At 62.3% G+C, this 22,535-nt stretch carries 21 protein-coding genes; 4 read left to right on the forward strand and 17 right to left on the reverse strand.

The genetic code is table 11. The features are described 5' to 3' along the window. Positions 1–82: 82 nt before the first annotated feature. The 6 genes from ompC to SSARUM_RS13880 form a co-directional block, all read right to left on the reverse strand. The gene (gene ompC, locus SSARUM_RS13855) at positions 83–1,165 is read right to left on the reverse strand and encodes a porin OmpC (RefSeq protein WP_033634904.1); all 1,083 of its coding nucleotides are present in this window, start codon (positions 1,163–1,165) and stop codon (positions 83–85) included. Between the two features lie 567 nt (positions 1,166–1,732). Next, entirely contained in the window at positions 1,733–2,716 is a 984-nt protein-coding gene (astE, locus tag SSARUM_RS13860; protein ID WP_043147588.1) for a succinylglutamate desuccinylase, read from the reverse strand. A 10-nt stretch (positions 2,717–2,726) separates the two neighbouring features. Further along, on the reverse strand, positions 2,727–4,067 hold the full coding sequence (astB, locus tag SSARUM_RS13865) for an N-succinylarginine dihydrolase (protein ID WP_043147589.1): 1,341 nt from the start codon (positions 4,065–4,067) through the stop codon (positions 2,727–2,729). Between the two features lie 52 nt (positions 4,068–4,119). Further along, entirely contained in the window at positions 4,120–5,592 is a 1,473-nt protein-coding gene (astD, locus tag SSARUM_RS13870; RefSeq protein ID WP_060430618.1) for a succinylglutamate-semialdehyde dehydrogenase, read from the reverse strand. Next, positions 5,592–6,626, reverse strand: coding sequence for an arginine N-succinyltransferase (gene astA / locus SSARUM_RS13875; protein WP_060430196.1), 1,035 nt, complete (start codon positions 6,624–6,626; stop codon positions 5,592–5,594). The genes astD and astA overlap by 1 nt, the downstream gene beginning before the upstream one ends. A 52-nt stretch (positions 6,627–6,678) precedes the next feature. Then, on the reverse strand, positions 6,679–7,893 hold the full coding sequence (locus tag SSARUM_RS13880; protein ID WP_033647702.1) for an aspartate aminotransferase family protein: 1,215 nt from the start codon (positions 7,891–7,893) through the stop codon (positions 6,679–6,681). A 655-nt stretch (positions 7,894–8,548) separates the two neighbouring features. Between SSARUM_RS13880 and SSARUM_RS13885 the strand changes: the two genes are divergently transcribed. Beyond that, a complete protein-coding gene (locus SSARUM_RS13885; protein WP_043147591.1) occupies positions 8,549–9,523 on the forward strand; it encodes an alpha/beta hydrolase in 975 nt (324 codons plus the stop codon). A gap of 15 nt (positions 9,524–9,538) precedes the next feature. Here the strand turns inward: SSARUM_RS13885 and SSARUM_RS13890 are convergent, their stop codons facing one another. Continuing rightward, the gene (locus SSARUM_RS13890; protein WP_033647705.1) at positions 9,539–10,957 is read right to left on the reverse strand and encodes an aminotransferase-like domain-containing protein; all 1,419 of its coding nucleotides are present in this window, start codon (positions 10,955–10,957) and stop codon (positions 9,539–9,541) included. Positions 10,958–11,101: 144 nt separating this feature from the next. On the opposite strand from SSARUM_RS13890, the gene SSARUM_RS13895 reads away from it, so the two are divergent. From SSARUM_RS13895 to SSARUM_RS13905, 3 genes are read left to right on the forward strand one after another with little or no spacing between them, the layout of a single operon-like run. Continuing rightward, the gene (locus tag SSARUM_RS13895) at positions 11,102–12,502 is read left to right on the forward strand and encodes a cytochrome ubiquinol oxidase subunit I (protein ID WP_033647706.1); all 1,401 of its coding nucleotides are present in this window, start codon (positions 11,102–11,104) and stop codon (positions 12,500–12,502) included. Between the two features lie 2 nt (positions 12,503–12,504). After that, positions 12,505–13,512: a cytochrome d ubiquinol oxidase subunit II gene (cydB, locus tag SSARUM_RS13900; RefSeq protein ID WP_033634913.1), complete on the forward strand. Its 1,008-nt coding sequence runs from the start codon at positions 12,505–12,507 to the stop codon at positions 13,510–13,512. 14 nt (positions 13,513–13,526) lie between these two features. After that, a complete protein-coding gene (locus SSARUM_RS13905; RefSeq protein ID WP_071605360.1) occupies positions 13,527–13,679 on the forward strand; it encodes a DUF2474 domain-containing protein in 153 nt (50 codons plus the stop codon). Positions 13,680–13,688: 9 nt separating this feature from the next. Here SSARUM_RS13905 and SSARUM_RS13910 read toward each other — a convergent pair whose 3' ends face one another. From SSARUM_RS13910 to SSARUM_RS13955, 10 genes are all read right to left on the reverse strand, one after another. Further along, positions 13,689–13,955 (reverse strand): hypothetical protein, encoded by a 267-nt coding sequence (locus SSARUM_RS13910; protein WP_060427944.1) that lies wholly within the window; start codon positions 13,953–13,955, stop codon positions 13,689–13,691. Further along, positions 13,952–14,176 (reverse strand): hypothetical protein, encoded by a 225-nt coding sequence (locus SSARUM_RS13915; protein WP_025303190.1) that lies wholly within the window; start codon positions 14,174–14,176, stop codon positions 13,952–13,954. The genes SSARUM_RS13910 and SSARUM_RS13915 overlap by 4 nt, the downstream gene beginning before the upstream one ends. Positions 14,177–14,282: 106 nt before the next feature. Then, positions 14,283–15,368: an acyl-CoA desaturase gene (locus tag SSARUM_RS13920; protein ID WP_060430198.1), complete on the reverse strand. Its 1,086-nt coding sequence runs from the start codon at positions 15,366–15,368 to the stop codon at positions 14,283–14,285. After that, a complete protein-coding gene (locus SSARUM_RS13925; RefSeq protein ID WP_060430201.1) occupies positions 15,365–16,447 on the reverse strand; it encodes a fatty acid desaturase family protein in 1,083 nt (360 codons plus the stop codon). The genes SSARUM_RS13920 and SSARUM_RS13925 overlap by 4 nt, the downstream gene beginning before the upstream one ends. After that, a complete protein-coding gene (locus SSARUM_RS13930) occupies positions 16,440–17,573 on the reverse strand; it encodes a sterol desaturase family protein (protein ID WP_033634917.1) in 1,134 nt (377 codons plus the stop codon). The genes SSARUM_RS13925 and SSARUM_RS13930 overlap by 8 nt, the downstream gene beginning before the upstream one ends. Then, positions 17,570–18,187, reverse strand: coding sequence for a phosphatase PAP2 family protein (locus SSARUM_RS13935; RefSeq protein ID WP_033647711.1), 618 nt, complete (start codon positions 18,185–18,187; stop codon positions 17,570–17,572). The genes SSARUM_RS13930 and SSARUM_RS13935 overlap by 4 nt, the downstream gene beginning before the upstream one ends. After that, positions 18,184–19,470: a F390 synthetase-related protein gene (locus tag SSARUM_RS13940; RefSeq protein WP_060430203.1), complete on the reverse strand. Its 1,287-nt coding sequence runs from the start codon at positions 19,468–19,470 to the stop codon at positions 18,184–18,186. The genes SSARUM_RS13935 and SSARUM_RS13940 overlap by 4 nt, the downstream gene beginning before the upstream one ends. Next, complete coding sequence (locus tag SSARUM_RS13945; protein WP_049212719.1) at positions 19,467–20,273, reverse strand: MBL fold metallo-hydrolase; 807 nt, start codon at positions 20,271–20,273, stop codon at positions 19,467–19,469. Before SSARUM_RS13945 ends, SSARUM_RS13940 begins: the two co-directional genes overlap by 4 nt. Then, entirely contained in the window at positions 20,266–21,282 is a 1,017-nt protein-coding gene (locus SSARUM_RS13950) for an NAD-dependent epimerase/dehydratase family protein (protein ID WP_049212717.1), read from the reverse strand. The genes SSARUM_RS13945 and SSARUM_RS13950 overlap by 8 nt, the downstream gene beginning before the upstream one ends. Next, a complete protein-coding gene (locus tag SSARUM_RS13955) occupies positions 21,279–22,286 on the reverse strand; it encodes a 3-oxoacyl-[acyl-carrier-protein] synthase III C-terminal domain-containing protein (protein ID WP_041035554.1) in 1,008 nt (335 codons plus the stop codon). The genes SSARUM_RS13950 and SSARUM_RS13955 overlap by 4 nt, the downstream gene beginning before the upstream one ends. Between the last annotated feature and the right edge of the window lie 249 nt (positions 22,287–22,535).

The raw sequence follows: 22,535 nt of genomic DNA on the forward strand, positions 1-22,535 counted from the left end.
CCTTTGTCAACGAGCTAAGGCGGGGCTTGCGCCCCGCCTGATTACCAATCCCGACACAGGATGAAGGTAAGGGAATTGCAGATTAGAAGCGATACGTCAGGCTGACGGCAACAATATCATCGTTGGCCAGTTTCAGTTTGTTATCGTCGCTCAGCTGGTTGATTTGGTAATCAACGTAGGTGTACATATTTTTGTTGAAGTAGTAAGTCGCCCCCACTTCCACGTACTTCACCAGGTCGGCATCACCGATCCCTTCGATATCCTTGCCTTTGGACTGCACGTAAGCCACGGAAGGACGCAGACCGTTCTCGAATTGATACTGGGCCACAACTTCGAAGTTTTGCGTTTTATTGGCGAAACCGGAAGTGCCGTTGACGCTGATCGGCGTCATGTTGCGGGTTTCGGCATACATCGCAGCCAGGTAAACCTGGTTGGCATCGTATTTCACCGCAGTGGTCCATGCGGTGGCGCTGTCGCCTTTACCGTACTGCAGCGCTTTTTGAGCGCTGGTGCGGTTGGAGTCGGAGAACGCCGCCGCTACGCCGATGCCGGAACCGCCGATGTCCTGATAGTCCAGAGACAGGCCGTAACCGTCGCCGTTTTGCTTGGTCACGCTGCGGCCGTCGCCATCGTTTTTACCCTGGTACTGCACCGCCAGATTCAGGCCGTCCACCAAACCGAAGAAATCACGGTTGCGGTAGGTGGCCAAACCGTTGGAACGGGCGGTCATAAAGTTATCGGTATAGCTGTAGGAGTCGCCGCCGAACTCCGGCAGCATGTCGGTGTAAGCCTCGGCGTCATAGACCACACCATAGTTGCGGCCGTAGTCGAAAGAACCGTAGTTGCCGAATTTCAGCCCCGCGAAGCCCAGACGCGTTTTGGTGCCGGTAGTGCCCTGCGCTTCGTCATGATTGGCCTGGACGTTGTATTCCCACTGGCCGTACCCGGTCAACTGATCATTGATTTGCGTTTCGCCTTTGAAGCCCAGGCGAACATAGGTCATATCACCGTCGTTGGATTTACTGTCGCTGAAATAATGCTTGGCGTTAACACGGCCGTACAGGTCGAGTTTATTGCCATCCTTATTGTAGATTTCAGCCGCGTTGGCGAAGGAGGTGATCGCCCCGAGGGCGACAGCTAAGGCTAATACACTGCGTTTCATCATTTATTTTCCTAGATATTATAATTAGAACCCTGCCCATCACGCCCATTTATAATTTGGGCTGTGATTTTATCTTTTGGTATTTTATGAGCCCCCCTAATACGGGGGTGATGTGACATTAGCATCATGAATCAAAACTTAAAATCAAAAAGTTCATGAAACAACGAGGAGAAAGCATGTTTATTTGTAACCAAACATTACAAAGCAAGCATCACGCAACCAATTGAATATATGAATATTTTGCCACATAAGTTATAACCAAAATGGTGCAACGCACCAATATGGTGCATTTAGGTTTCGTTTTGCGTGCTTTCTGCACGATTCAAAAATAACAATAAAATTAGCATGGTTATTAAAAACGTTACTTATTTCACATTTTTGTCTTAACATATTCACCAGGCAATTAAGACTTTCAGCTAATCATCTGACACCGCCTTTTATTCATTCACATAAGGGAATCTCTTCAGAACGAATAAAATTCGCCTTACGGCAATTAAAATAGCGAGAAATAGCAGACTAAAATAATGAAGGGAATAACGGCGGCGCGCTGAGGGCGCCGCCGTGGATAAATCAATACAGCGTAGAACGGGAAACTTCGCTCAACAACATACCGGCACGCAGGCCCAACGCCACACCGGGGTTAGGGAACAGTATCCACGCCCCCTCCTGGCCCACGCGATACTCCTCCTGCGGCTGCTCGCACAGCAACATCCCCGGTTTCAGCTCGGTGAAGTTGGCCGTGTCATCGTCCAGGTGCAGCTTGAAATCTTCGCTGTGCTTGATCAACGAGTGCATCACACGGAAAACCCGAATCTCGGCGCCCGCACGCACCGGCGGCGGCCCTTCGCTGACCGCCGCCCGCAGCGCGCGATCGATGGCGGCGAATTGCTGCAGATCGTTACTGCCGAACGGCCGCGCCTTGCCCAACTCGAGCGTACAGCTCGCCGCATTGAGATGTTCGCTGGAGTAGTGGCTAAAGGTACCGCCCGGCGCGCTGTGCACCACCAGCGCATCCAGATCGGCGGCATCCAGCAGCTGCAACATCGGCTCGCTGTACGGGCGTTTCTGGAAGGGCAGAATGCCGAAGCGCGGCAAACGCGATTCACGGATGGCGGTGTGCAAATCGTAGTGGAAACGCGCCGCCTGCTCGCCATCGAAAAAGGCGGCGAGCGCACGCTCCAACTGCTGCGCGCGCACGGTTTCGCCGCTGGCGGCGAAGTTGCGGTAGCGGCCGCCGAACATGCGGTTCATATCGCTGTGCAGATAACGCTTGCCGGCCCGCATCGCCGCCGGGTTACCCAGCACCACCAACAGCCGCACCTTCAGCGGCAACCGGCCAGCCAGCAGATCGCCGACCAGCTGATTGAGCAGTTCAATCGGCGCGGTTTCGTTGCCGTGCACGCCCGCCGACATCACCATCGCCTGGCGGTGAGGCTGCCGCGGCGTGAGCTCCAGCACCCCTTCCCCCTGCCAGCGCCAGCGCAGCTGCGGTGTTTCACCCTGCCATTCGACGGGTTCGTTCCCTTCCAGCGTCAGGGGCAGTAGATCGATCATGCCGCCTCCCTTAGCGTTGGAATGGATAGATGGAGCCGAGGCCGAGGATCGACGTCAGCGCATCCAGCGCCTCGCGCCCTTCGCGCAGCAGCAGCGGATCGGCCAGGTCATCCTGCGTCAGGCGATCGCGGTAATGACGATCCACCCATTCGTTCAGCGTCGCAAACAACCGCTCGTTCATCATCACGCGCGGATTGACCGCTCTCAACTCTTGTTCGTTGAGCGCCACCCGCAACCGCAGGCAGGCCGGGCCGCCGCCGTTGCGCATGCTTTCGCGCAGGTCGAACACGCGGATTTCATCGATCGGGTCGCCGCTGCCGATCATGTCGTTCAGATAACGCCACACGCCGGCGTGCTGACGCGACTCTTCCGGCACCACGATCATCATCCTGCCGTTCGGTTTGGTAAGAATTTGGCTATTGAACAGGTAGGTCGCCACCGCGTCCGCCACCGAAACGCGCTCGGTCGGCACCTCGATCGCCACCAGCTCGCTGTCCAGCGTCGCCATCTTGCGGCGCACTTCATCCAGCGCCTGCTGCTGGCGGTGAAACGCCTGCTGGTGGTGGAAAAGTACGTTTTGGTTGCTGACCGCAATCACGTCGTTATGGAACACGCCCTGATCGATCACCGCCGGGTTTTGCTGCACGAAGACCGTATGCTGCTCGTCCAACTGATGTAGGCGAGCGATCGCCTCACCGGCTTCGCGCGTCTGGCGCGCCGGATAACGCGCCGGCGCCGTTTCGCCGCCGAACTCCTGCCGACCGTAGACGAACACCTGCACGCTGCGCTTGGCGTAGTCGCCGCCCAAACGGTTGTGGTTGGCGGCCCCTTCGTCGCCGAACAACGCCACCTGCGGCAGCGCCTCATGGTGGGCGAAATGCCGATCGTCGCTGAACATCGCCCGCAATACGGCGGTGGTGGTTTCCGCTTCGATGGCGCGGTGGAATTTGTTGTTCAGGTTGGCGGCGGTGAAATGCACCTTGCCGTCGGCGCTGTCCGCCGAAGGCGACACCGTAGCCGCATTGGCGGTCCACATGCACGACGCCGAGCTGAGCGCCGACAGCAGGCGCGGCGACTGACGCATCGCCTGCGCCAGCACCGCCTCATCGCTGCCGCTGAACCCCAGGCGCCGCAGCATCGGCAAGTGCGGCCGCTCCTGCGGCGGCAATACCCCTTGCTGGAAACCGAGATCGGCCAGCGCCTTCATTTTCAGCAAACCTTGTTTCGCCGCCAGCTTCGGGTTAGATACGCTGTTTTGGTGCTGCGTCGAGGCCTCATTGCCGAACGACAGCCCGGCATAGTGGTGCGTCGGCCCCACCAAACCGTCGAAATTGACTTCATATCCTGACATGGCTATCCCCTGGGGATGGCCTGCGGCGGCGCCATCGCGCCGCCGCAGACGATTAACGGAACAACAAGCCCGGCGAGAGCGTCGCCGGCAGCGACAGGCTTTCGCTTTCCAGCGAAGCCATCGGCCAGGCGCAATAGTCCGCCGCATAGAAGGCGCTTGGGCGATGGTTGCCGGAGGCCCCCACGCCACCGAATGGCGCCGCGCTGGACGCCCCGGTCAGCGGCTTGTTCCAGTTGACGATGCCGGCGCGCGCTTCCAGCAGCAAGCGCTCGAACAGCGCGCGCTGCGGCGATACCAGCCCCACCGACAGGCCGTAGCGCGTCCGGTTGGCGAGCTGTAGCGCTTCGTCGAAATCGCGGTAACGCACGATGGTGGTCAAGGGGCCGAAATACTCTTCGTCCGGTACGCCGGCCACGCCGGTCAGATCGACGATGCCCGGGCTGAGCAGCGAACTGCCCGGTTCCAGCAGGCGCATGCTCAGCAGCGATTTGCCGCCCAGCGCCAGCAAGCGCTGCTGCGCGTTCAGCATGTTTTCCGCCGCGGCTGCCGACACCACCCCGCCCATGAACGGCTGCGGTTCGGCATCCCAGCGGCCGACGCGCAGTTCACCCGCCACCTGGACCAAACGTTCGATAAAGGCGTCTCCTTCCGCCCCCTGCTTCACCAGAATACGGCGTGAACAGGTGCAGCGTTGGCCGGCGGAGATAAACGCCGATTGGATAGCCAGGTTGACCGCCGCATCGCGATCGTCAAAACCGTCGACGATCAGCGCGTTGTTGCCGCCCATCTCCAACGCTAGGATCTTCTCCGGCTGCCCCGCCAATTGGCGATGCAGGTGATAGCCGGTGCCGGCGCTGCCGGTGAACAGCAGGCCGTCGATATCCGCACTGGACGCCAGCGCTTCGCCGGTCTCGCGGCCGCCTTGCACCAGGTTGATCACCCCGTTCGGCAGGCCGGCCTGCAGCCACAGCTTCAGGGTCTCCTCGGCGGTCAGCGGCGTCAGCTCGCTCGGTTTGAATACCACGCAGTTGCCGGCCAACAGCGCCGGCACGATATGGCCGTTCGGCAGATGGCCGGGGAAGTTGTAAGGCCCGAACACCGCCAGCACGCCGTGCGGACGATGGCGCAGCACCGAAGCGCCGTCGGCCATCGCCGTCTGGCTAAAGCCGGTGCGCGTCTGATAGGCCTGCAGCGAAATGCCCACCTTGCCGATCATCGCCTGAATTTCGGTCAGCGTTTCCCAGCGCGGTTTGCCGGTCTCGCGGCTGATGGTTTCCGCCAGCGACTGCTTGTGTTCTTCCAGCAAGGCGGCGAAGCGTCTTACCAGCTGTTCGCGCTGCTCGAACGGCGTACGCGCCCAGGCCGGGAACGCGGCGCGCGCGGCCTCGCAGGCGGCGGCGACGTCGTCGGTATCGGCGGCGTTGGCGCGCCACAGCGGCTGGTTGCCGACCGGATCGGCCTTGCCGAACTCGGCGCCGCGGCCCTGCCGCCAGACGCCGTTAATCAACAGTGCAGGATGAGACATCATGCTTTCTCCTGTGCAATAAGGGGGAGCACCCGCACCGAGCTGCCCTGTTCGACGCCCAGCGCCGCGGCGGTGGCGGCGTTGATATGCAGGCGGTCGTCATACAGATCGGCATTGACCAACAGTGCGCGGTAGTGCTGATAGTTGTCGTTGGCCACCAGATGCACCGGCGCATCGGCGCGCATCGGCGTGTCATCCAGCACCACTTTCACCAGGCGGCTCTGCTTCACCGCGCGGATGTGGTCGATCTCGGCTTCCAGCGTCGGGCCGCCGTCGAAGATATCGACGTAGCCCTGATAGCTCAGGCCTTCCGCCTCCAGCAATCGGCGCGCCGGCAGGGTTTGCGGATGCACTTCGCCGATCACTTTCTGCGCGTCTTCGGCCAGGAAATCGACATACAACGGGTGTTTCGGCATCAGTTCGGCGATAAACGCCTTTTGCCCGGTGCCGCTCAGGTAGTCCGCCTTGGCGAACTCGATGGAGAAGAAATGGCGCCCGACGCTCTCCCAGAACGGCGATCGGCCGTTTTCATCGGAGAAACCGCGCATCTCGGCGATCAGGCGCCGGGAGAAACGTTCGCGGAACGCGGCAATAAACAGGAAACGCACCTTCGACAGCAGCTTGCCGTTCTCGCCGTGACGATAATCCGGATCGAGGAACAGCGTGCACAGCTCCGAATGGCCGGTATGATCGTTGCTGAGGAACAGCGTCGGCACCGATTTATAGACGTTCAGCTGTTTGGAAGCGTGCACCTGCGTGCCGACGCGGAAGCTGTACCAGGGTTCCGCCAGGCCGACGGCCACTTCGATCGCGCAGACCCCGACCACCTGACGGCGCTCGCTGTCTTCCAACACGAACAGATAACACTGGTCACTTTGCGGAAGTTCGCCTTGCCAGGTTTTTAACGCCCGCTCAATGCGTGCCGACAGGGTATCTTCATTTTGCGGCAGTGAAGTGAGACCGATGCCGGATTTACCGGCCAGCGTCAATAAATCCGCCAGATCGCGACGCTCTATAGGGCGAATAATCATCATAATGCGAACCTCTTCTGAATCAGGCTGCGCCGGTGAAGGCGCAGCCCGCTGATTAGCTGCAAATGCGCGCCACGGCGCGCGCGAATCGCGCCAGCCCCTCTTTCACATCCTGCTCAGGGATGATCAGCGACGGCGTGAAACGCACCACGTCCGGGCCGGCGATCAGCGCGATAACGCCTTCTTCGTTGGCCAGTTGGGTGATCTGCTTCGCTTTGCCGGCATAGTCTTTCGTCAATTGGCAGCCAATCAGCAAACCGCCGCCGCGAATGTCGGCGAAGATCGGGTACTGACGGTTGATGTCGTTCAACCCGTCGATAAACCACTGGTGACGCTGTTTGACGCCTTCCAGCACTTCCGGGGTGTTGATGATGGAGAACACCGTCCCCGCCACCGCCGTCGCCAGCGGGTTGCCGCCGTAGGTGGTGCCATGGGTGCCGACGCCCAGCGTTTTCGCCAGCGCATCGGTGGTCAGCATAGCGCCGATCGGGAAACCGCCGCCCAGCGCTTTGGCGGTGGTCAGCACGTCCGGCACCACGCCGTACTGCATGTAGGCATACAGGTGGCCGGTGCGGCCGACGCCGGTCTGCACTTCGTCGAAGATCAGCAGCGCATTATGGCGATCGCACAGCTCACGCAGCCCCTGCAGGAAACTGGCTTCCGCCGGCAGCACGCCGCCCTCGCCCTGGATCGGCTCGACGATCACCGCGCAGGTGCGATCGTTGATAAGCTCGGCCGCCGCGGCCAGATCGTTGTACGGCGTATGGGTGATGCCGCCCGGCAGCGGCGCAAAGTCCTGCGAGTATTTTGGCTGGCCGCCGGCGGACACGGTAAACAGCGTGCGGCCGTGGAACGCGTTGTTGAACGCCACAATCTGATCTTTACCGGCGCCGTGCTGGTCGTGCGCATGCTTGCGCGCCAGTTTCAGCGCCGCTTCGTTGGCTTCGGCGCCCGAGTTGCAGAAGAACACCTTGTCGGCGAAGGTGGCGTCGATCAATTTTTTGGCCAGGCGCAGCACCGGTTCGTTGGTATAGCCATTGCCCAGATGCCACAGTTTGCCCGCCTGCTCCACCAGCGCCGCCTTGACCGCCGGGTGCGCATGCCCCAACGCGTTAACCGCGATGCCGCCGGCGAAGTCGATGTAAGACTTACCCTGCTGATCCCACACCTGCGAGCCTTCTCCCCGCACCAGAATAAAATCGGCAGGGGCATAAACCGGGACCATCCAGTCATCGAAAGACTGGCGGGTGACTGCGATTGGCTGTTCCATAGTGACCTCATAATCTCAGCAAAGGCTGAATTTTGACTGTAAGGGCCGCTCAGGCCCGGCTAGGCCGCCACATTGCAAAAAAACCGTTGTTCAAAACCGACTTTCACGGCGGAGAAAATGCTGCCCCTTACCGCTGATTTAGAAACAAATCTGTTACATAAAATCGGTTTTTCACTATTTATGGCGTATATCCGGTCCCTGAGCGGGGAGTAAATGTTAACGAGCAGTTAAAATACATGTCGTTTGATAAAGAGTGTAGAGCAGCTATCGTGCCAAAACGGGATTTTTACCGGATTTTGCTATTTTTGACGTTAAAACAACGGCTTATATTGCATAGTTATTCATTTTCTATGCATTGGTAATGCATAAATTAAAAAATAAGGCCTAAAATCATCATTGCGCGCGAAATCCTATTCAATTGCGAAAAACTTCAGGATTTCTGATCGGGCTCGCAAAAATAATTTCGCCCGATTTGCTCGCTATCACACTTTTTGCCCCCAGCGGGTGCAGCGGTGCGCCAGAATGGTGCATCGCGGCAGCGACGCGAGACCCCACCGGTCAAAAGGGGCCACGCTGGCCGCGGCTCCTGCTTTGTGCGCCAGCGACTACACTGTGATCCTGACCGCCCCTTCTCTTCTGCGCACAAGGAGTCCCCATGCCCAAGAAAACCGTCGATCTCAGCCAGCCGCACGCCCAACACGACATCCGCGCGTTTCTCGACGCGCTGAATGCCGGCGGCGGTAAACCTATGGAACAGATGAAGCCCAAAGAGGCGCGCAGGGTGTTGGAGGACGCGCAACGCAGCGTCGAGGTGCCGCTGCGCGAGGTCGAGATCAGCGAGAAAACCATTCACGTAGAAGGTCAGGATATTCTGCTGCAGCTGGTGCGGCCGGCCAGGGTCAAAGAGGCGCTGCCGGTATTCATGTTCTTCCACGGCGGTGGCTGGGTGCTGGGCGATTTTCCCACCCATGAACGGCTGGTGCGCGATCTGGTGCACAGCTCAGGTGCGGCGGCGGTGTTCGTCAATTATCCCCGCTCACCGGAGGTGCGCTACCCTGAGGCGATCAACCTGGCTTACGCCGCCACCGAATGGGTGGCCGAGTACGGCGAGAAGATCAACGTCGACGGCTCGCGGCTGGCGGTGGTCGGCAACAGCGCCGGCGGCAATATGGCGGCGGTGGTCAGCCTGATGGCCAAACAGAAAGGCATACCGGCGCTGCGCTGCCAGATCCTGCTGTGGCCCGTCACCCGCGCCCAGTTTGATACCGATTCCTATCATCAGTTTGCCGAAGGCCATTTCCTGACCCGCAACATGATGAAGTGGTTTTGGGACAGCTACGCGCCCGATAAGGCGCAGCGCAAAGATATCTACGCCTCGCCGCTCAACGCCACGCCGGACCAGCTGCGGGGGTTGCCGCCGGCGCTGGTGCAAACCGCCGAGCTGGACGTACTGCGCGATGAGGGCGAAGCCTACGCGCGTCTGCTCGATGCCGCCGGCGTCGAGGTCACCTCCACCCGCTATAACGGGCTGATCCACGACTACGGCCTGTTGAATCCGCTCGCCCACGTCCCGGCGGTGCATTCGGCGATCCACCAGGCCGGGCGCGCGTTGAAGCACTATCTGTCCTGACGCCAGGTGTGCCGTTCAGCCTGCCGCCGCCAGCCCCCGGATAAGTTTGGCTAAGGTTTTGATCGCCTCTTCAAAGCGGTCGTTCCATTCAAAAGAGGCGTTGAGACGGAAGCAGTGGTTGAAATGGTCGCCGGTGGTAAACATGCGCCCCGGCGCGATGCTAATGCCCCGGGAAAGGGCCCGCCGGTACAGTTCCATCGACGACAGCGCCGGATCCAGCTCCAGCCACAGGAAGTAGCCGCCGTCGGGCTGGCTGACCTTCACCGTCGGCGGGAAATGGTGGGCGATCGCCTGACGCATCGCGCTTTGGCGCTGGGCCAGCAGGCGCCGCAGCCGCCGCAGATGGGTATCGTAGCCGCCGTGCAGCAGATAATCCGCCAGCGCCATCTGGGTCGGCACGCTGGTAGAAACGGTGCTCATCAGCTGCAAACGCTGGATCTGCTGCGCATAACGCCCCGCCGCCACCCAGCCGACGCGAAAGCCCGGCGCCAGGCATTTGGAAAACGACGAGCAGTGCAGGATCTGGCCGCCGCTGTCGAGCGCCTTGGCCGGCAGCGGCCGTTCCGCGCTGAAGTACAGTTCGCCGTAGACGTCGTCTTCAATCAGCGAGATCTGCCGTTCGCGCAGCAGCGTCACCAGCCGTTGCTTGTTGGCCTCCGGCAGGGTGGCGCCCTGCGGGTTCTGGAAATGGGTCATCAACCAGCAGGCTTTGATCGGATACTGGTCCACCGCCTGCTGCAGCGCGTCCAGATCGATGCCGTCCTGCGGATGCGTAGCGATCGCCACCGCCTTTAACCGCAGCCGTTCCAGCGCCTGCAGCGCGCCGTAAAACGCCGGCGATTCGATCGCCACATAGTCGCCCGGTTGGGTCACCGCCTGCAGGCTGAGGCTGAGCGACTCCATCGCCCCGGCGGTGATGACGATTTCGTCCGGCGCGACCTGCATGCCGCTCAGCGCATAGCGTTGGGCGATGTGCCGCCGCAGCGCGTCGTTGCCCGGCGGCAGGTTGGCCAGCGAACTGTGCGGCGTGAACTTGCGCGCCACGCTGCTCAGCGCGCGCGCCAGCTTCGGCTGGGCGAACAGCGTGGCGTCGGGAAAGGCCGAACCGAAAGGAACGATATCCGGATCCTTGCAGGCCTGCAGCACGTCGAAAATAAAGGCGTTGATGTCCACCTGCTCGCTCAGCAACAGCTTCTCGCCGCGCGAAGGCTGGGGCAGCGGCTGCGGGCGCGCCGCCACGTAGTAGCCCGACTGCGGCCGGGCGACGATCCACCCCTGGCTCTCCAGCAGTTGGTAAGACTGCACCACCGTCATCAGGCTCAATCCGGCGCGTTTGCCGCTCTCGCGCAGCGAAGGCAGCTTGTCGCCCGCCCGCCACACCCGGTTCTGGATCTGCTCTCTAATCTGCTGCGCAAGCTGCTCGTATCGGGTCATAACCATTAACTGTTATATGAAAAAGTAAAATAACTGTCACTATTATAGTCACTGTACTCCGTGCTTAACTTAACGCCAAGTATTTCACATAAAAATGACAGCTATACTCAAGAGGTTAATTTATGTTCAACCCTAGGAGGCGCCATGCTGGGTCTTGATGCACTGGAACTCGCCAGAATACAGTTCGCCTTCACCGTGTCTTTCCATATCATCTTCCCCGCCATCACCATCGGTTTAGCCAGCTATCTGGCGGTGCTGGAAGGATTATGGTTGAAAACGCACAATGAAGCCTACCGTGAGCTTTACCATTTCTGGTCAAAGATTTTCGCCGTCAACTTCGGCATGGGCGTGGTGTCCGGGCTGGTGATGGCCTATCAGTTCGGCACCAACTGGAGCTTCTTCTCCGAGTTCGCCGGCAGCATTACCGGGCCGCTGCTGACCTATGAAGTGCTGACCGCCTTCTTCCTCGAAGCCGGTTTCCTCGGCGTAATGCTGTTCGGCTGGAACCGCGTCGGCCCCGGCCTGCACTTCTTCGCCACCTGCATGGTGGCGCTCGGCACGCTGATCTCCACCTTCTGGATCCTGGCTTCCAACAGCTGGATGCAGACGCCACAGGGGCATGAAATCATCAACGGCCAGGTGGTACCGGTCGACTGGCTGAAGGTGATCTTCAACCCGTCCTTCCCGTACCGCCTGCTGCACATGTCCACCGCCGCCTTCCTCTCCTCGGCGTTCTTCGTCGGCGCCTCCGCCGCCTGGCATCTGCTGCGCGGCCGCGATACCCCGGCGATGCGCAAAATGCTGTCGATGGCGATGTGGATGGCGCTGATCGTCGCGCCGGTGCAGGCGCTGATCGGCGATGCGCATGGCCTGAATACGCTGAAACACCAGCCGGCGAAGATCGCCGCCATCGAAGGCCATTGGGAAAACCCGCCGGGCGAAGCCACGCCGCTGATCCTGGTCGGCTGGCCGGACATGGAGCGCGAAGAGACCCGCTTCAAGCTGGAAGTACCGTACCTCGGCAGCCTGATCCTGACCCACAGCCTGACCGAACAGGTGCCGGCGCTCAAATCCTTCCCGCCGGAAGATCGCCCCAACTCCACCGTGGTGTTCTGGTCGTTCCGCATCATGGTCGGGCTGGGCATGCTGATGATCCTGGCCGGGGTGTGGAGCCTGTGGCTGCGCTGGCGCGGCGGGCTGTATCAGTCGCGTCCGTTCCTGTACTTCATCCTGTGGATGGGCCCTTCCGGGCTGCTGGCGCTGCTGGCGGGCTGGTTCACCACCGAGATCGGCCGCCAGCCGTGGGTGGTGTACGGCCTGCTGCGCACCAAGGACGCGGTCTCCGCGCACGGCGATCTGCACATGAGCATCAGCCTGCTGGCGTTCATCATCGTCTACTGCTCGGTGTTCGGCGTGGGCTATTCCTACATGATGCGCCTGATCCGCAAAGGGCCGCAGCCGCATGAACACCAAGAAGACAATACCGAGGGCCGGCCGGCGCGTCCGCTGTCCGCGGTCAACGACACTCTGGACGACAGGAGCTGAACATGGGCATCGATCTTCCGCTGATTTGGTTTGTGATCATCGTGTTCAGCACCATGATGTACGTGGTGATGGACGGTTTCGACCTGGGCATCGGCATCCTGTTTCCGTGGGTGAAAGAGAGCGGCGACCGCGATCTGATGATGAACACCGTCGCCCCGGTGTGGGACGGCAATGAGACCTGGCTGGTGCTGGGCGGTGCGGCGCTGTTCGGCGCTTTCCCGCTGGCCTACTCGGTGATCCTCGACGCGCTGGCGATCCCGCTGACGCTGATGCTGATCGGGCTGATTTTCCGCGGCGTGGCCTTCGAGTTTCGCTTCAAGGCGACGCCGGAGAAACGCCATATCTGGGACAAGGCGTTCATCTGGGGCTCAATCTTCGCCACCTTCAGCCAGGGGGTGGTGGTGGGCGCCGTGATCAACGGCTTCCCGGTCGAAGGCCGCACCTACGCCGGCGGCGCACTGGACTGGCTGACGCCGTTCGCGCTGTTCTGCGGGCTGGGACTGGTGGTGACCTACGCCCTGCTAGGCTGCACCTGGCTGGTGATGAAAACCGCCGGTGACCTGCAGGCGCGCATGTATCATCTGGCGACGCCGCTGCTGGCGATCCTGTTGCTGGTGCTGGCCGCGGTCAGTATCTGGACGCCGATCGCGCATCCGGAAATCGCCGCCCGCTGGTTTACGCTGCCGAATTTGTTCTGGCTGCTGCCGGTGCCGGTGCTGGTGCTGCTCAGCGCCTGGGGAATTCAACGCGGGGTGAAACGCGGCGCGCACTACTCGCCGTTCATGCTGACGCTGCTGCTGGTGTTCCTCGGCCTGAGCGGGCTTGGCATCAGCATCTGGCCGCACCTGATCCCGCCGGCCATCAGCCTTTGGGACGCCGCCGCCCCGCCGCAGAGCCTCGGCTTTATGCTGGTGGGCGCGCTGTTCATCATCCCGATCATTCTGGTCTACACCTTCTGGAGCTACTACGTGTTCCGCGGCAAGATCAGCCATGAACACGGCTATCACTGAGAAGGGAGGACGCTATGCAAGATAAAACGGCAACCGCCGCGCCGGCGCCCTGGTGGAAACGCATCGGCTGGCTGGTGATCATCTGGAGCGCCAGCGTGCTGGGGCTGTTCGTGGTCGCCTCGCTGTTCCGCCTGCTGATGACCGCGGCGGGCATGAAGTCGCATTGACGCGGCGCCTTATCTGGCCGCGCTGGTGGGAAAGTAGAAGGAAACCACCAGCGTGACCAGCGGCAAGGCGCCGATCTTCACCAGTTCGAACGTTTGTCCGAGCGCTTCATTTTTGTCCCAGTACGCGTGGGCGGCGAATACGCCCACGCTGACCGCGAATATCCCGCACAATACCTGGCGCGCCAAGCGCAGCCACTCCATTTCGTCGAAGACCAACACCTGTTCCAGATAAACCTGGCTGGCCTCATCGCGCAGATTACGGCTTTCGATGTTCATGGGAAGATCTCCACGACCCGGCCCACCGCTTCAAGCTGTTCACCCTTCTCCCGTACAATGCCAAGAGAAGTACCATCCTGTTTCATCCAGTACTTATCGGCAAGGGTAATCAGTGCAAACGCCATTTTGATTACCTCGGTTTTTTCCATCCCATGACGCCGGGCAATATCGTTCAGATCATCATCAATTTTGTTCGATAACCGAATCGGCAAGCTGCGCATAGTCCACCTCCTGTGGACGTTGATTCACAGGAGGAAAGTCTACTGGAAGGGCAACTATCGTTCAATTAGTGAACTGCGTAACGCCTCGCACAATCCGCATGCAACGCTAATGTGGTTTGCGCCCCATCGCGCTGAGGAAGCGCTGCTGCAGGCGCAACAGCTCCCCCAGCTCCAGCAGGCGGTAGTCGATGCCGAAACGCGGCGCTACCTCGCCGATGATGCGGCTCAGCGCCGGGTAATGGCGGTGGCTCCAGTGCGGGAACAGATGATGCGTCAAATGCAGGTTCGCCCCGCCGAGCCAGTATCCCAGCCAACGCGGCCGGGTCAGCCAGTCGAAGGTCGTGGCGAACACATGGTGATACCAGCCGTGCGGCATCGCACCCTGCGCCGGCGCCTGGTAAAAATTGGCCTTGGCCCAGTGGGTGCCGATGATCAACATCACGAACAGCAATGAAGAAAGCATCTGGCTCAGCAAATAGACCAGCAGAATTTGCCCGATGCCGATGGCCGGCGGCAGCAGCCAGCACGGGATCGCCAGCGCCAGCAGCAGGTGCGCCGCCTTGCCCGCCAGAAACTCGCACCAGCCGCGCACGCCCTGCTGTGCCATGCGCGCCGCCACCCGGGTGCGTCCCGCCCGATCCAGCCAGTCGAACAGCCAGATGTAGTACGGGAACGTCAGCGCCGCCACCAGCGGCCAATAGTAACGCTGGGCGCGCATAAAGGGCCGCCAGCGCTGGAACGGCGTTTGCCGCAGCACGCCGTTGGCGTCGATGTCGGGGTCGTAATGTTCGATATTGTTATGGGCATGGTGGAACAGCACGTGCCGCACGCGCCAACAGTCGGGATCCAGCCCCAACGGGACGCTCACCAGGGCGTTCAGCCAGCGGTTGGCCCAGGGCCGACGGAAAAACGCGTTATGCGAGGCATCGTGCACCACGTTCACCGTCAGGAACATGCCGATAAAGATAAAACCGAAGTAGCAAGCGAAAAACGCCCAGCCGTTTTGCTGCTGCAGGCTCAGCCCGTAACACAGGCCGCACAGCGCCAGCAGCAGCGCCACCTTTGCCAGCATGCCGCCGTCGGCGAAGCGGTGATCGCCGTTGGCCGCCAGATAATGCTGGGCGGCCTGCATCAGCGCGCGATGCAGGCCGCCGTCGTCGCGCCGATAGGCTAACGGACGCAGCGCTTTCATGGCTGCCCCATAAGGCGCAAGAAGCGCTGTTGCTGCGCCAGCAGTTCGCGATAGCCGATGCAGCGATATGCCATGCCGTGCCGCTGCGCCACTTCCGCCAGCGCGGCGGCCAGCGCCGGATAGTGGCGGTGATTCCAGCCGGGAAACAGGTGGTGGGTCAGGTGATAGTTCAGCCCGCCGGTCAGGTGCTCCAGCCCGCGCGGCTCGGGCTGCCAGTCGCAGGCGGTGGCGAAATTGTGCCGGTACCAACCGTGCGGCATGCTGTCGCCCGCCGGCGCCGGGTAAAACTCGGCCTGCGCCCAGTGGGTGCCCAGCAGCAGGAACACCACCAGCAGCGAGGCAAACATCTGGCTGAGCGCGTAAGCCAACAGCACCCAGCCCCAACCGATGCCGTGCAGGTGGCACAGGATCAGCGGCACCACCAGCACCAGCGCCACATGAAGCAATTTGCACAGCACGAACAGCGTCCAACCGCCGCGCCCCGCCAGCACGCGTTTTTCCCGCAGCGGCGTTTTATCGAGCCGATCGGACCAATCGAAAATCCACGCGATGTAGGGCAGCGAGAGCGCGGCGATCAGCGGCCAGTACAGATGCTGATAGCGCATATGCGGCCGCCAGCGCTGGAACGGCGTCTGGCGGAAAAAGCCGTTCTCTTCGGTGTCCAGATCGTAGTGTTCGACGTTGGCGTAAACGTGGTGGTAATCCACGTGCCGCGTGCGCCAATAGTCCGGATCGACGCCCAGCGGCAGCGTCACCAGCCGCCCCACCAGGCGATTGGCCCAGGGCGCGCGCAAGAAGGCGTTATGCGAAGCATCGTGGTTGACGTTGACGTTGAGCAGCATGCCCATGGCCACGAACAGGAAATAGCAGAGGAAAAACGCCCAGGGCTGATGCTGCAGCAGGCTCAGGGCATAAAACCCGACGCACAGCGCCAGCAACAGTGCGGCCTTGGCCAATCGCGCGGCATCGGCATAGCGATGATCGCCCGCCAGGCAGGCGTGCGCCGCGCGCTTGAGATCGCGGTGAAACGCCTGCTCGCCATCGGCGGGAAAACGCAGCGGCGGCAATAAGTCAGCCATGCGGTTCCTCCACGGCGGCCGGCGCGGCCACTCGCCCCCAGCCCAGCGCCACGCACAGGGCATGCAGCGCCACGGCGGCCATGGCGATATGCCAATAGCGCTGCGGCCAGCCAAGATAGCCGATAAACAGCAGCGGCATACCCAGCGCGATCAGCAGCCAGACGGCGCTCGCCCACGGCCGCCCTTCCGTCATGCCACCCAGCGCTACCGAGCCCAACGCCAGCAGCACCAGCAGCGCCATTTGCGGCCAGCTGATGTCGCCGTAGCCGTAACCGTATTGGTAGACGTAACCGACCACCAACGAGAACAGCAGCATGGCGCCGCTGAAGACGCTGAGCGCCGAACGGCGGTCGCGCGGCCGGCCCGGCGCCGGGCGCCATGCCAGGCGCAAATAGCGCAGAAACGGCAGATTGCTCGCCCAGAACGGGTTGGCGGACGGCCGATCGCCGCTGACGCCGTAGCTGAACGGTGTGGTCGGCAACGCCGGGCAGAACGTGCCGAACAGCTTGTCCCAGAAGATAAAGCTGCCGCCGAAGTTCTTATTGGAATACGCCATGTCCTTGACGTGGTGCACCCGGTGGTGCGCCGGCGTGACCAGGATTTTTTCCAGCACGCCCAGCTTCGGCGTCAGCGCATTGTGGTTGAACAGCTGAATGCTGTAGTGAAAAATCGACACCGTGACGAACACCGACAGCGGCACGCCCGCCAGCGCCAGCAGCAAAAAGAACGGGATCGATGTCAACGACGAATACCAGGAGTTGCGCACCCCCAGCGACAGGTTGAAGTGCTCCCCCTGGTGGTGCACCACGTGTACCGCCCACAGCACGCGGAAGCGGTGATGCAGACGGTGCAGCCAGTAGAAACCGAAGTCCCACGCCAGCAGGGCGAACAGCCACATCAGCAGCGGCGGCCAGGCGTCCAGCAGCCCCAGACTGAAATGCGCGGCCACGTAGCCGTAGCAGGTGATCTCCAGCCCGCGGAACAGCCACAGCATGATATGGCCGGAGTTCAGGTTAAACACCAGATCGTGCCAGTTGACCGGCTCACGGCGCCCCCACTGCAGCGCCACCGCCTCGGCCACCACGATGAACAGCATGAACACTATCGGCAACGCCAGATCGCTCATCCCATTTCTCCTTTAACCACCCGCCGGCGCAGGGTCTTGATGCGCAGGGCCAACCACCCGGCGCACAGCGCCAGCAGCGCGCCGCCGGCCAGATCGACAAACAAATGGCGGCGCAGCTGCAGAATGGAGAACGCGATCGCCACGCCCCACAGCATCCACAGCGCCGTCCGCACTTTGCGCTCGCCGTCGCTCAACGCCCACACCGCCAGCACCGTCAGCGCCATATGCAACGAAGGCAGGCAGTTCTGCGGCGAATCCACCTGGGTTAACGCCGCCAGCAGCTGCGCGCTGATCCCAACGCCATCGTTCCGCGGATAGGCCATGGTGGTCGGCCACAGCAGGTAAACTGCCCCGGCGCCCAGCGCCGTCAGCTGCATCGCCAGCGTCAGCCATTTGATTCGCTGCAGCGGCGCCAGCAAATAGCCCGCCGGGACGATGAGGAAGAACGACAGGTAAAGCCAAATGGCCGCCGGGCTGAACGGGATCGCCCGATCAAGCGCCGACGGCGGCAACAAAGTTCCCGTCCCCTGCAGGCGATCGGTCAGGCTATACACCACCCCGACCGTCCCCCAGCCGAGCAACATGTGCCCTAGCCTGAACAGCGTATTTTTCATGCTTCCTCCGCCTGGCGCACGATGCGCCGCCGCTTGCGATCGAACTGCGGCAGCACCGCCTGCGCCGTCAACCGCCATTCGAGCCGATCGGTGGCGATGCCCTGGCGAGCGAACAGCGCGATCAGCTGCGCCTGGCAGTGCGCCAACGCCGCCGGGCTGCAATCGGCGATCAACTCCAGCCGGTGCTCGCCGCGCTGGATCAGGCGGTAATCGCTGGTCAGCGGCAGCGCATTGGCGATCGTCCGGCTGCAGGCATCGGCGAACACCGCCTGCGGTTGCCGCTGCGCATCGGGCAGCATCAGCTGATCGTCGCGCCGCCCTTCGATACGCGCAATCGCCCGCGTCGGCTGCCCGCACGGGCAGGGTTCCTTGCGCAGCACCAGCACATCGTCCAGCCGATAACGCACGATCGGCTGCGTGCTGCGGGTGAAATCAGTGATCAGCGGCGTGAAACGCAGTTCGTCGATCCACTGCGGTTCGATATGCAAAAACTCTTCGTTCAGATGCAGGGTGCCGTGCGCGCAGGTCGCGGCCAGGAACCCCTCGGTGGCCTGATACACTTCGCCGACCGCCGGAAACACCTGCATCAGCAGGCGGCGATCCTGTTCTTCCAATACCTCGGCGACCGAAATCACTTTTTTGACCGGCAGCTTCACCTGCCCGGCCAGCACCGCCAGCGCCAGGGCGCGCAGCACCTGCGCCGGCGCCACGATGATGCTGGGCGCCTGCCGTTCCAGCGCGGGCAGATGCTCGCTGAACGGCGCCAGCAAATCGTAAAACGCCAGGCTCAGCCAACGGTTGTTTACGCTGTGATAGAGATTATTGTCCGCCCGCAGAAACAGCGCGACACGCTCACCGGCCAGCAGCCCGTCCGGCAGCATCTTCGCCAGCATGCCGCCGGCCCACACCTGCTGTTCGCGCGGGCTGACGACAAACACGCCGCGCTGCCCAGAGGTGCCGGACGACAACCCGACGCTGTAGCGCCCGATCTTTGGCGTGAAATCGCGATCCGCCTCGCTGCGCTGCGCGCAGGCCAGCACCGCCTCCCGGCTCAGCCCGGCGGTATTCATCCGGTCGAACTGCGCCATCATCAGCGCCTTGTCCATCTGCGGCCATTCGGCGAACGGCCGGCGGCTGAAACACTGAAAATAGGGGCTCTTGCTCAGCACCCGGCGGGCAAAGCCCGCGAGCTGCCGGGCCTGATGCGCCTCCAGCGCCGCACGATCGCCAAAGCGCAGGCGCCGGGCGCGGAAGTAGTGCCAAAGGGTCATGAAGGGGATCACAGGTCCCCCTCGTGGCACAGCAAAATGTTGACCTGGCCGCCCGCCCACAGTTGGTTAAGCCGCTCCAGCGTGCGGGTGTACGCCGCCGCATCGTCCATCACCAGATTGGCCAGGCGTGAGGGTCCGCGCAGCGTCTGGTAGCTCTGCGGCGACCAGGCGGCGTCGCTGGCCAACAGCGTCCAGCCGGCGTCGGTGAGGATAAAGGCGCCGATATGGCCGGCCGCATGCCCCGGCAGCGGCACCAGCACGATTTGTCCTTCACTGCCCGGCAGCGCGTAACCGCGATCGAACGGCGCCAGCAGTGCGGGCAACGCCACCGAGGGAAAAGACTCCATAAACTGCAGGCGGCTCTCGAAATCCGCCGGGATCAGGCCGGGAATAAAGGCGCGCTTGAGCGCCGCGAAACCGCGCAGCCCGCGGGTTTGCTGCCAGCCTTCGCCGCAGCAAATAAAATCGAGGCGGCTGAAATCCTGCAGCCCGGCGATGTGATCCGCGTGAAAGTGCGAGACGATCAGCGCCTGGATGTCGCCTTCGGCGTAACCGGCTTCGCGCAGCTGATGCGCCAACGACTCGGCGGGATCGAAATAGACCGGCGTCATGCGGCGGTAAAGGCTGAACAGCCCCGACTGCGTGTGCTGCTGAAAATAATGCGCATAGCCGGTATCCCACAGCCAGCGGCGCTCTCCCACCTCCAGCAGATAGGCGCGCGCCGGGAATTTACACACCCGGAACCCGGCGCCGCGCAGCGCCATGCAGCCGATATGCGTGCAATAGCCCACTTCAAATACGGTGACCTTAGCCATGCTGTATGCCTCCTTGCTGCCGCAGCCACTCGCCGGTCAGGCGGATCCCCTCTTCCATCGAGTAACGCGGCCGATAGCCCAGCTCTTCGATCGCGCGGGTCTGGCTCAGGGTCATGTCAAAATGCACCGCCGCCACGCTGTAGCGCGTCAGCAGCGGTTCCTTGCCGCTCAGCGTTGCCCACAGCTCCATGCCGCCGGCCAGCGCCTGCAGCAGCGGGTAAGGCACGGCCTGCAGCCGGTAACGCAGCCCCAGCTCCTGGCGCAGCAGTGCATCCAGCATCTCCGCCAGCCGCTGCGGTTGGTGGTTGGTGATGTTATACACGGCGCCGGACGGCAATCCGCGCTGCCGGCTGGCCAGCTCCATGGCGTGCACCACGTTGGGAGCAAAGGTCAGATCCAGCAGCGCTTGCCCGCCGCCGGGCAGCCGCAGCACGCCGCGATCGCGTTCGAGCTGCTGCAACAGCCGCGGCACGATCACCCGATCGTGCGGGCCAAACAGGCCGCGCGGCCGCAGCATAATATAGGTGGTTTGCGGGTAGATTTTCGCCTGCGCCAACAACCGCTGCTCGGCGGCGTGCTTGCTGGCGGCATAGTGATTGGCGAAGCGCCGGGCGCGATAACCCTCATCAAGATCGTAATGCGGCTGAAAATCGAAGTAGATTGCCGGCGTGGAGATATGCACGAAGCGCCGCACGCCGCAGCGCCCGGCCGCCTCCGCCAGTTTCTCCGTCGCCGCGGCGTTGATGCGGTGAAATTCCGCTTTGCTGCCCCAGGGCGAAGACTTGGCCGCACAGTGCCATACCCACTCGCAGTCGGTCACCAGCTCCCGGCACTGCTGCGGCGTGGCCTGCGCCAGATCGCGCGAGTAAAATTCAGCGCCCATCTGCCGCAACGCTTCGCCGGCCCGCTCATCGCGGCCGGTGGCGCGCACCTGATGCCCGGCCTCCAGCAACCACTGCGCCGCGTTGCGCCCCAGCCCGCTGGTCGCCCCGGTCACCAGCACCCTCATGGCAGCAACACCATGCCGGCCAGCGCCAGCCCGGCGGCGGTGCCGATCAGCATCACCGGCTGGCCGGGGTTGAAGCGCCCGCTGGTCACGGCGGCATGCAGCGCGGTCGGGATAGAGGCCGCCACCTGGTTGCCGTGATGGCGGTAGATGTCCACCAGCGCCTCGCTGGAGACGTGCAGCCGTTTGCGCATATGTTCGAGCGACAAATGGCTGGCCTGGTGCGGCACCACGGTGGCGATCTGCGCCAGGGTCAAGCCGCTGGCGCTCAGCAGCCGGTCGAGGTAGTCCTCAATCAGCGCCGACGCCTGACGGAACAGCGGTTTGCCCTGCATATGAAACAGGAAGTCTTGCTCGCACATGCCGGCGCGCGGGTTGCGGCGCGTGCCGCCGGCGCGGATCTCGCACAGTTCGCTGCCGGCGGGATAGGTTTCCACCAGGCTGGCGAGGATGCCGCCGGTGCCGTCGCCGCGCTCCACGATGGCGCAGGCGGCGCCGTCGCCGAAAATCAGCGACGACTCTTCGTGCTGCCAGTCGATGCCGCGCGAAGCGAGATCCGCCGAGACGATGGCGATACGCCGATACGTCCCGGCGTTCAACAGCCCCGCCGCCACCTGCAGCGCAGAGATAAAGCTGACGCAGCTGCTGTTGATGTCGAAGCCCGGCGTACCCGGCGCCAATCCGGCGATCTTGAGAATATGCGCGGCAGAGCACGGCAGCGCCTGTACCGCTATCGCCGAGGCGGAGATCAGCAGGTCAATCGAAGCGGCCGGAATAGTGCTGCGGGCCAGCGCGTCTTGCAGTGCGGCGGCGGCGAGCTCGGCCTGGCTGGCGTCGTCGTCGGCGTGATAGCGGTAAACGATGCCCGAGCGCTTTTCAACGTAGCCGGCCGGTTTCCCCAGGCGGGCATCGAGCGTAGAGGAGGCCACGCGGTTGGGCGGCAACGCGGCCCCGGTGGCGATGATTTTCAGAGGCAACAGCTCGGGTGAGCGACATTGTGTGGTCATTATTGTTATTGATTAACCTGACTATCCATAAAGCGATTCTCCCGCGCGGCGCGAAGGCCATGCGGATCATCCCCGGTTTTTATGTCCCAAAAGGCCTTTCATCAAGGCGCTATCTCTTGTTATCGGCTACCACGGGCCGACGTCCGTCGGCGCAAGCATAAGCGTAACATGACTGAGATAGTAAGTTTACGACAAGGCGGCGAGAATGGGCAGACGGCGGGGGAATTATCGGAATAGCGCCGCCGCTGG

The organism is Serratia sarumanii (assembly GCF_029962605.1).
In the GTDB taxonomy this organism is placed as follows: domain Bacteria; phylum Pseudomonadota; class Gammaproteobacteria; order Enterobacterales; family Enterobacteriaceae; genus Serratia; species Serratia sarumanii.

Coding starts and splice junctions, on each gene's coding strand:
- SSARUM_RS13950 (WP_049212717.1), bottom strand. CDS start 21,282: ATGAGGGTGCTGGTGACCGGGGCGACCAGCGGGCTGGGGCGCAACGCG.
- SSARUM_RS13925 (WP_060430201.1), bottom strand. CDS start 16,447: ATGGCTGACTTATTGCCGCCGCTGCGTTTTCCCGCCGATGGCGAGCAG.
- SSARUM_RS13905 (WP_071605360.1), top strand. CDS start 13,527: ATGCAAGATAAAACGGCAACCGCCGCGCCGGCGCCCTGGTGGAAACGC.
- astE (WP_043147588.1), bottom strand. CDS start 2,716: ATGATCGATCTACTGCCCCTGACGCTGGAAGGGAACGAACCCGTCGAA.
- SSARUM_RS13930 (WP_033634917.1), bottom strand. CDS start 17,573: ATGAGCGATCTGGCGTTGCCGATAGTGTTCATGCTGTTCATCGTGGTG.
- SSARUM_RS13890 (WP_033647705.1), bottom strand. CDS start 10,957: ATGACCCGATACGAGCAGCTTGCGCAGCAGATTAGAGAGCAGATCCAG.
- SSARUM_RS13910 (WP_060427944.1), bottom strand. CDS start 13,955: ATGAACATCGAAAGCCGTAATCTGCGCGATGAGGCCAGCCAGGTTTAT.
- cydB (WP_033634913.1), top strand. CDS start 12,505: ATGGGCATCGATCTTCCGCTGATTTGGTTTGTGATCATCGTGTTCAGC.
- SSARUM_RS13885 (WP_043147591.1), top strand. CDS start 8,549: ATGCCCAAGAAAACCGTCGATCTCAGCCAGCCGCACGCCCAACACGAC.
- astB (WP_043147589.1), bottom strand. CDS start 4,067: ATGTCAGGATATGAAGTCAATTTCGACGGTTTGGTGGGGCCGACGCAC.
- SSARUM_RS13895 (WP_033647706.1), top strand. CDS start 11,102: ATGCTGGGTCTTGATGCACTGGAACTCGCCAGAATACAGTTCGCCTTC.
- SSARUM_RS13915 (WP_025303190.1), bottom strand. CDS start 14,176: ATGCGCAGCTTGCCGATTCGGTTATCGAACAAAATTGATGATGATCTG.
- SSARUM_RS13880 (WP_033647702.1), bottom strand. CDS start 7,893: ATGGAACAGCCAATCGCAGTCACCCGCCAGTCTTTCGATGACTGGATG.
- SSARUM_RS13945 (WP_049212719.1), bottom strand. CDS start 20,273: ATGGCTAAGGTCACCGTATTTGAAGTGGGCTATTGCACGCATATCGGC.
- astD (WP_060430618.1), bottom strand. CDS start 5,592: ATGTCTCATCCTGCACTGTTGATTAACGGCGTCTGGCGGCAGGGCCGC.
- ompC (WP_033634904.1), bottom strand. CDS start 1,165: ATGATGAAACGCAGTGTATTAGCCTTAGCTGTCGCCCTCGGGGCGATC.
- SSARUM_RS13920 (WP_060430198.1), bottom strand. CDS start 15,368: ATGAAAGCGCTGCGTCCGTTAGCCTATCGGCGCGACGACGGCGGCCTG.
- SSARUM_RS13955 (WP_041035554.1), bottom strand. CDS start 22,286: ATGACCACACAATGTCGCTCACCCGAGCTGTTGCCTCTGAAAATCATC.
- SSARUM_RS13935 (WP_033647711.1), bottom strand. CDS start 18,187: ATGAAAAATACGCTGTTCAGGCTAGGGCACATGTTGCTCGGCTGGGGG.
- astA (WP_060430196.1), bottom strand. CDS start 6,626: ATGATGATTATTCGCCCTATAGAGCGTCGCGATCTGGCGGATTTATTG.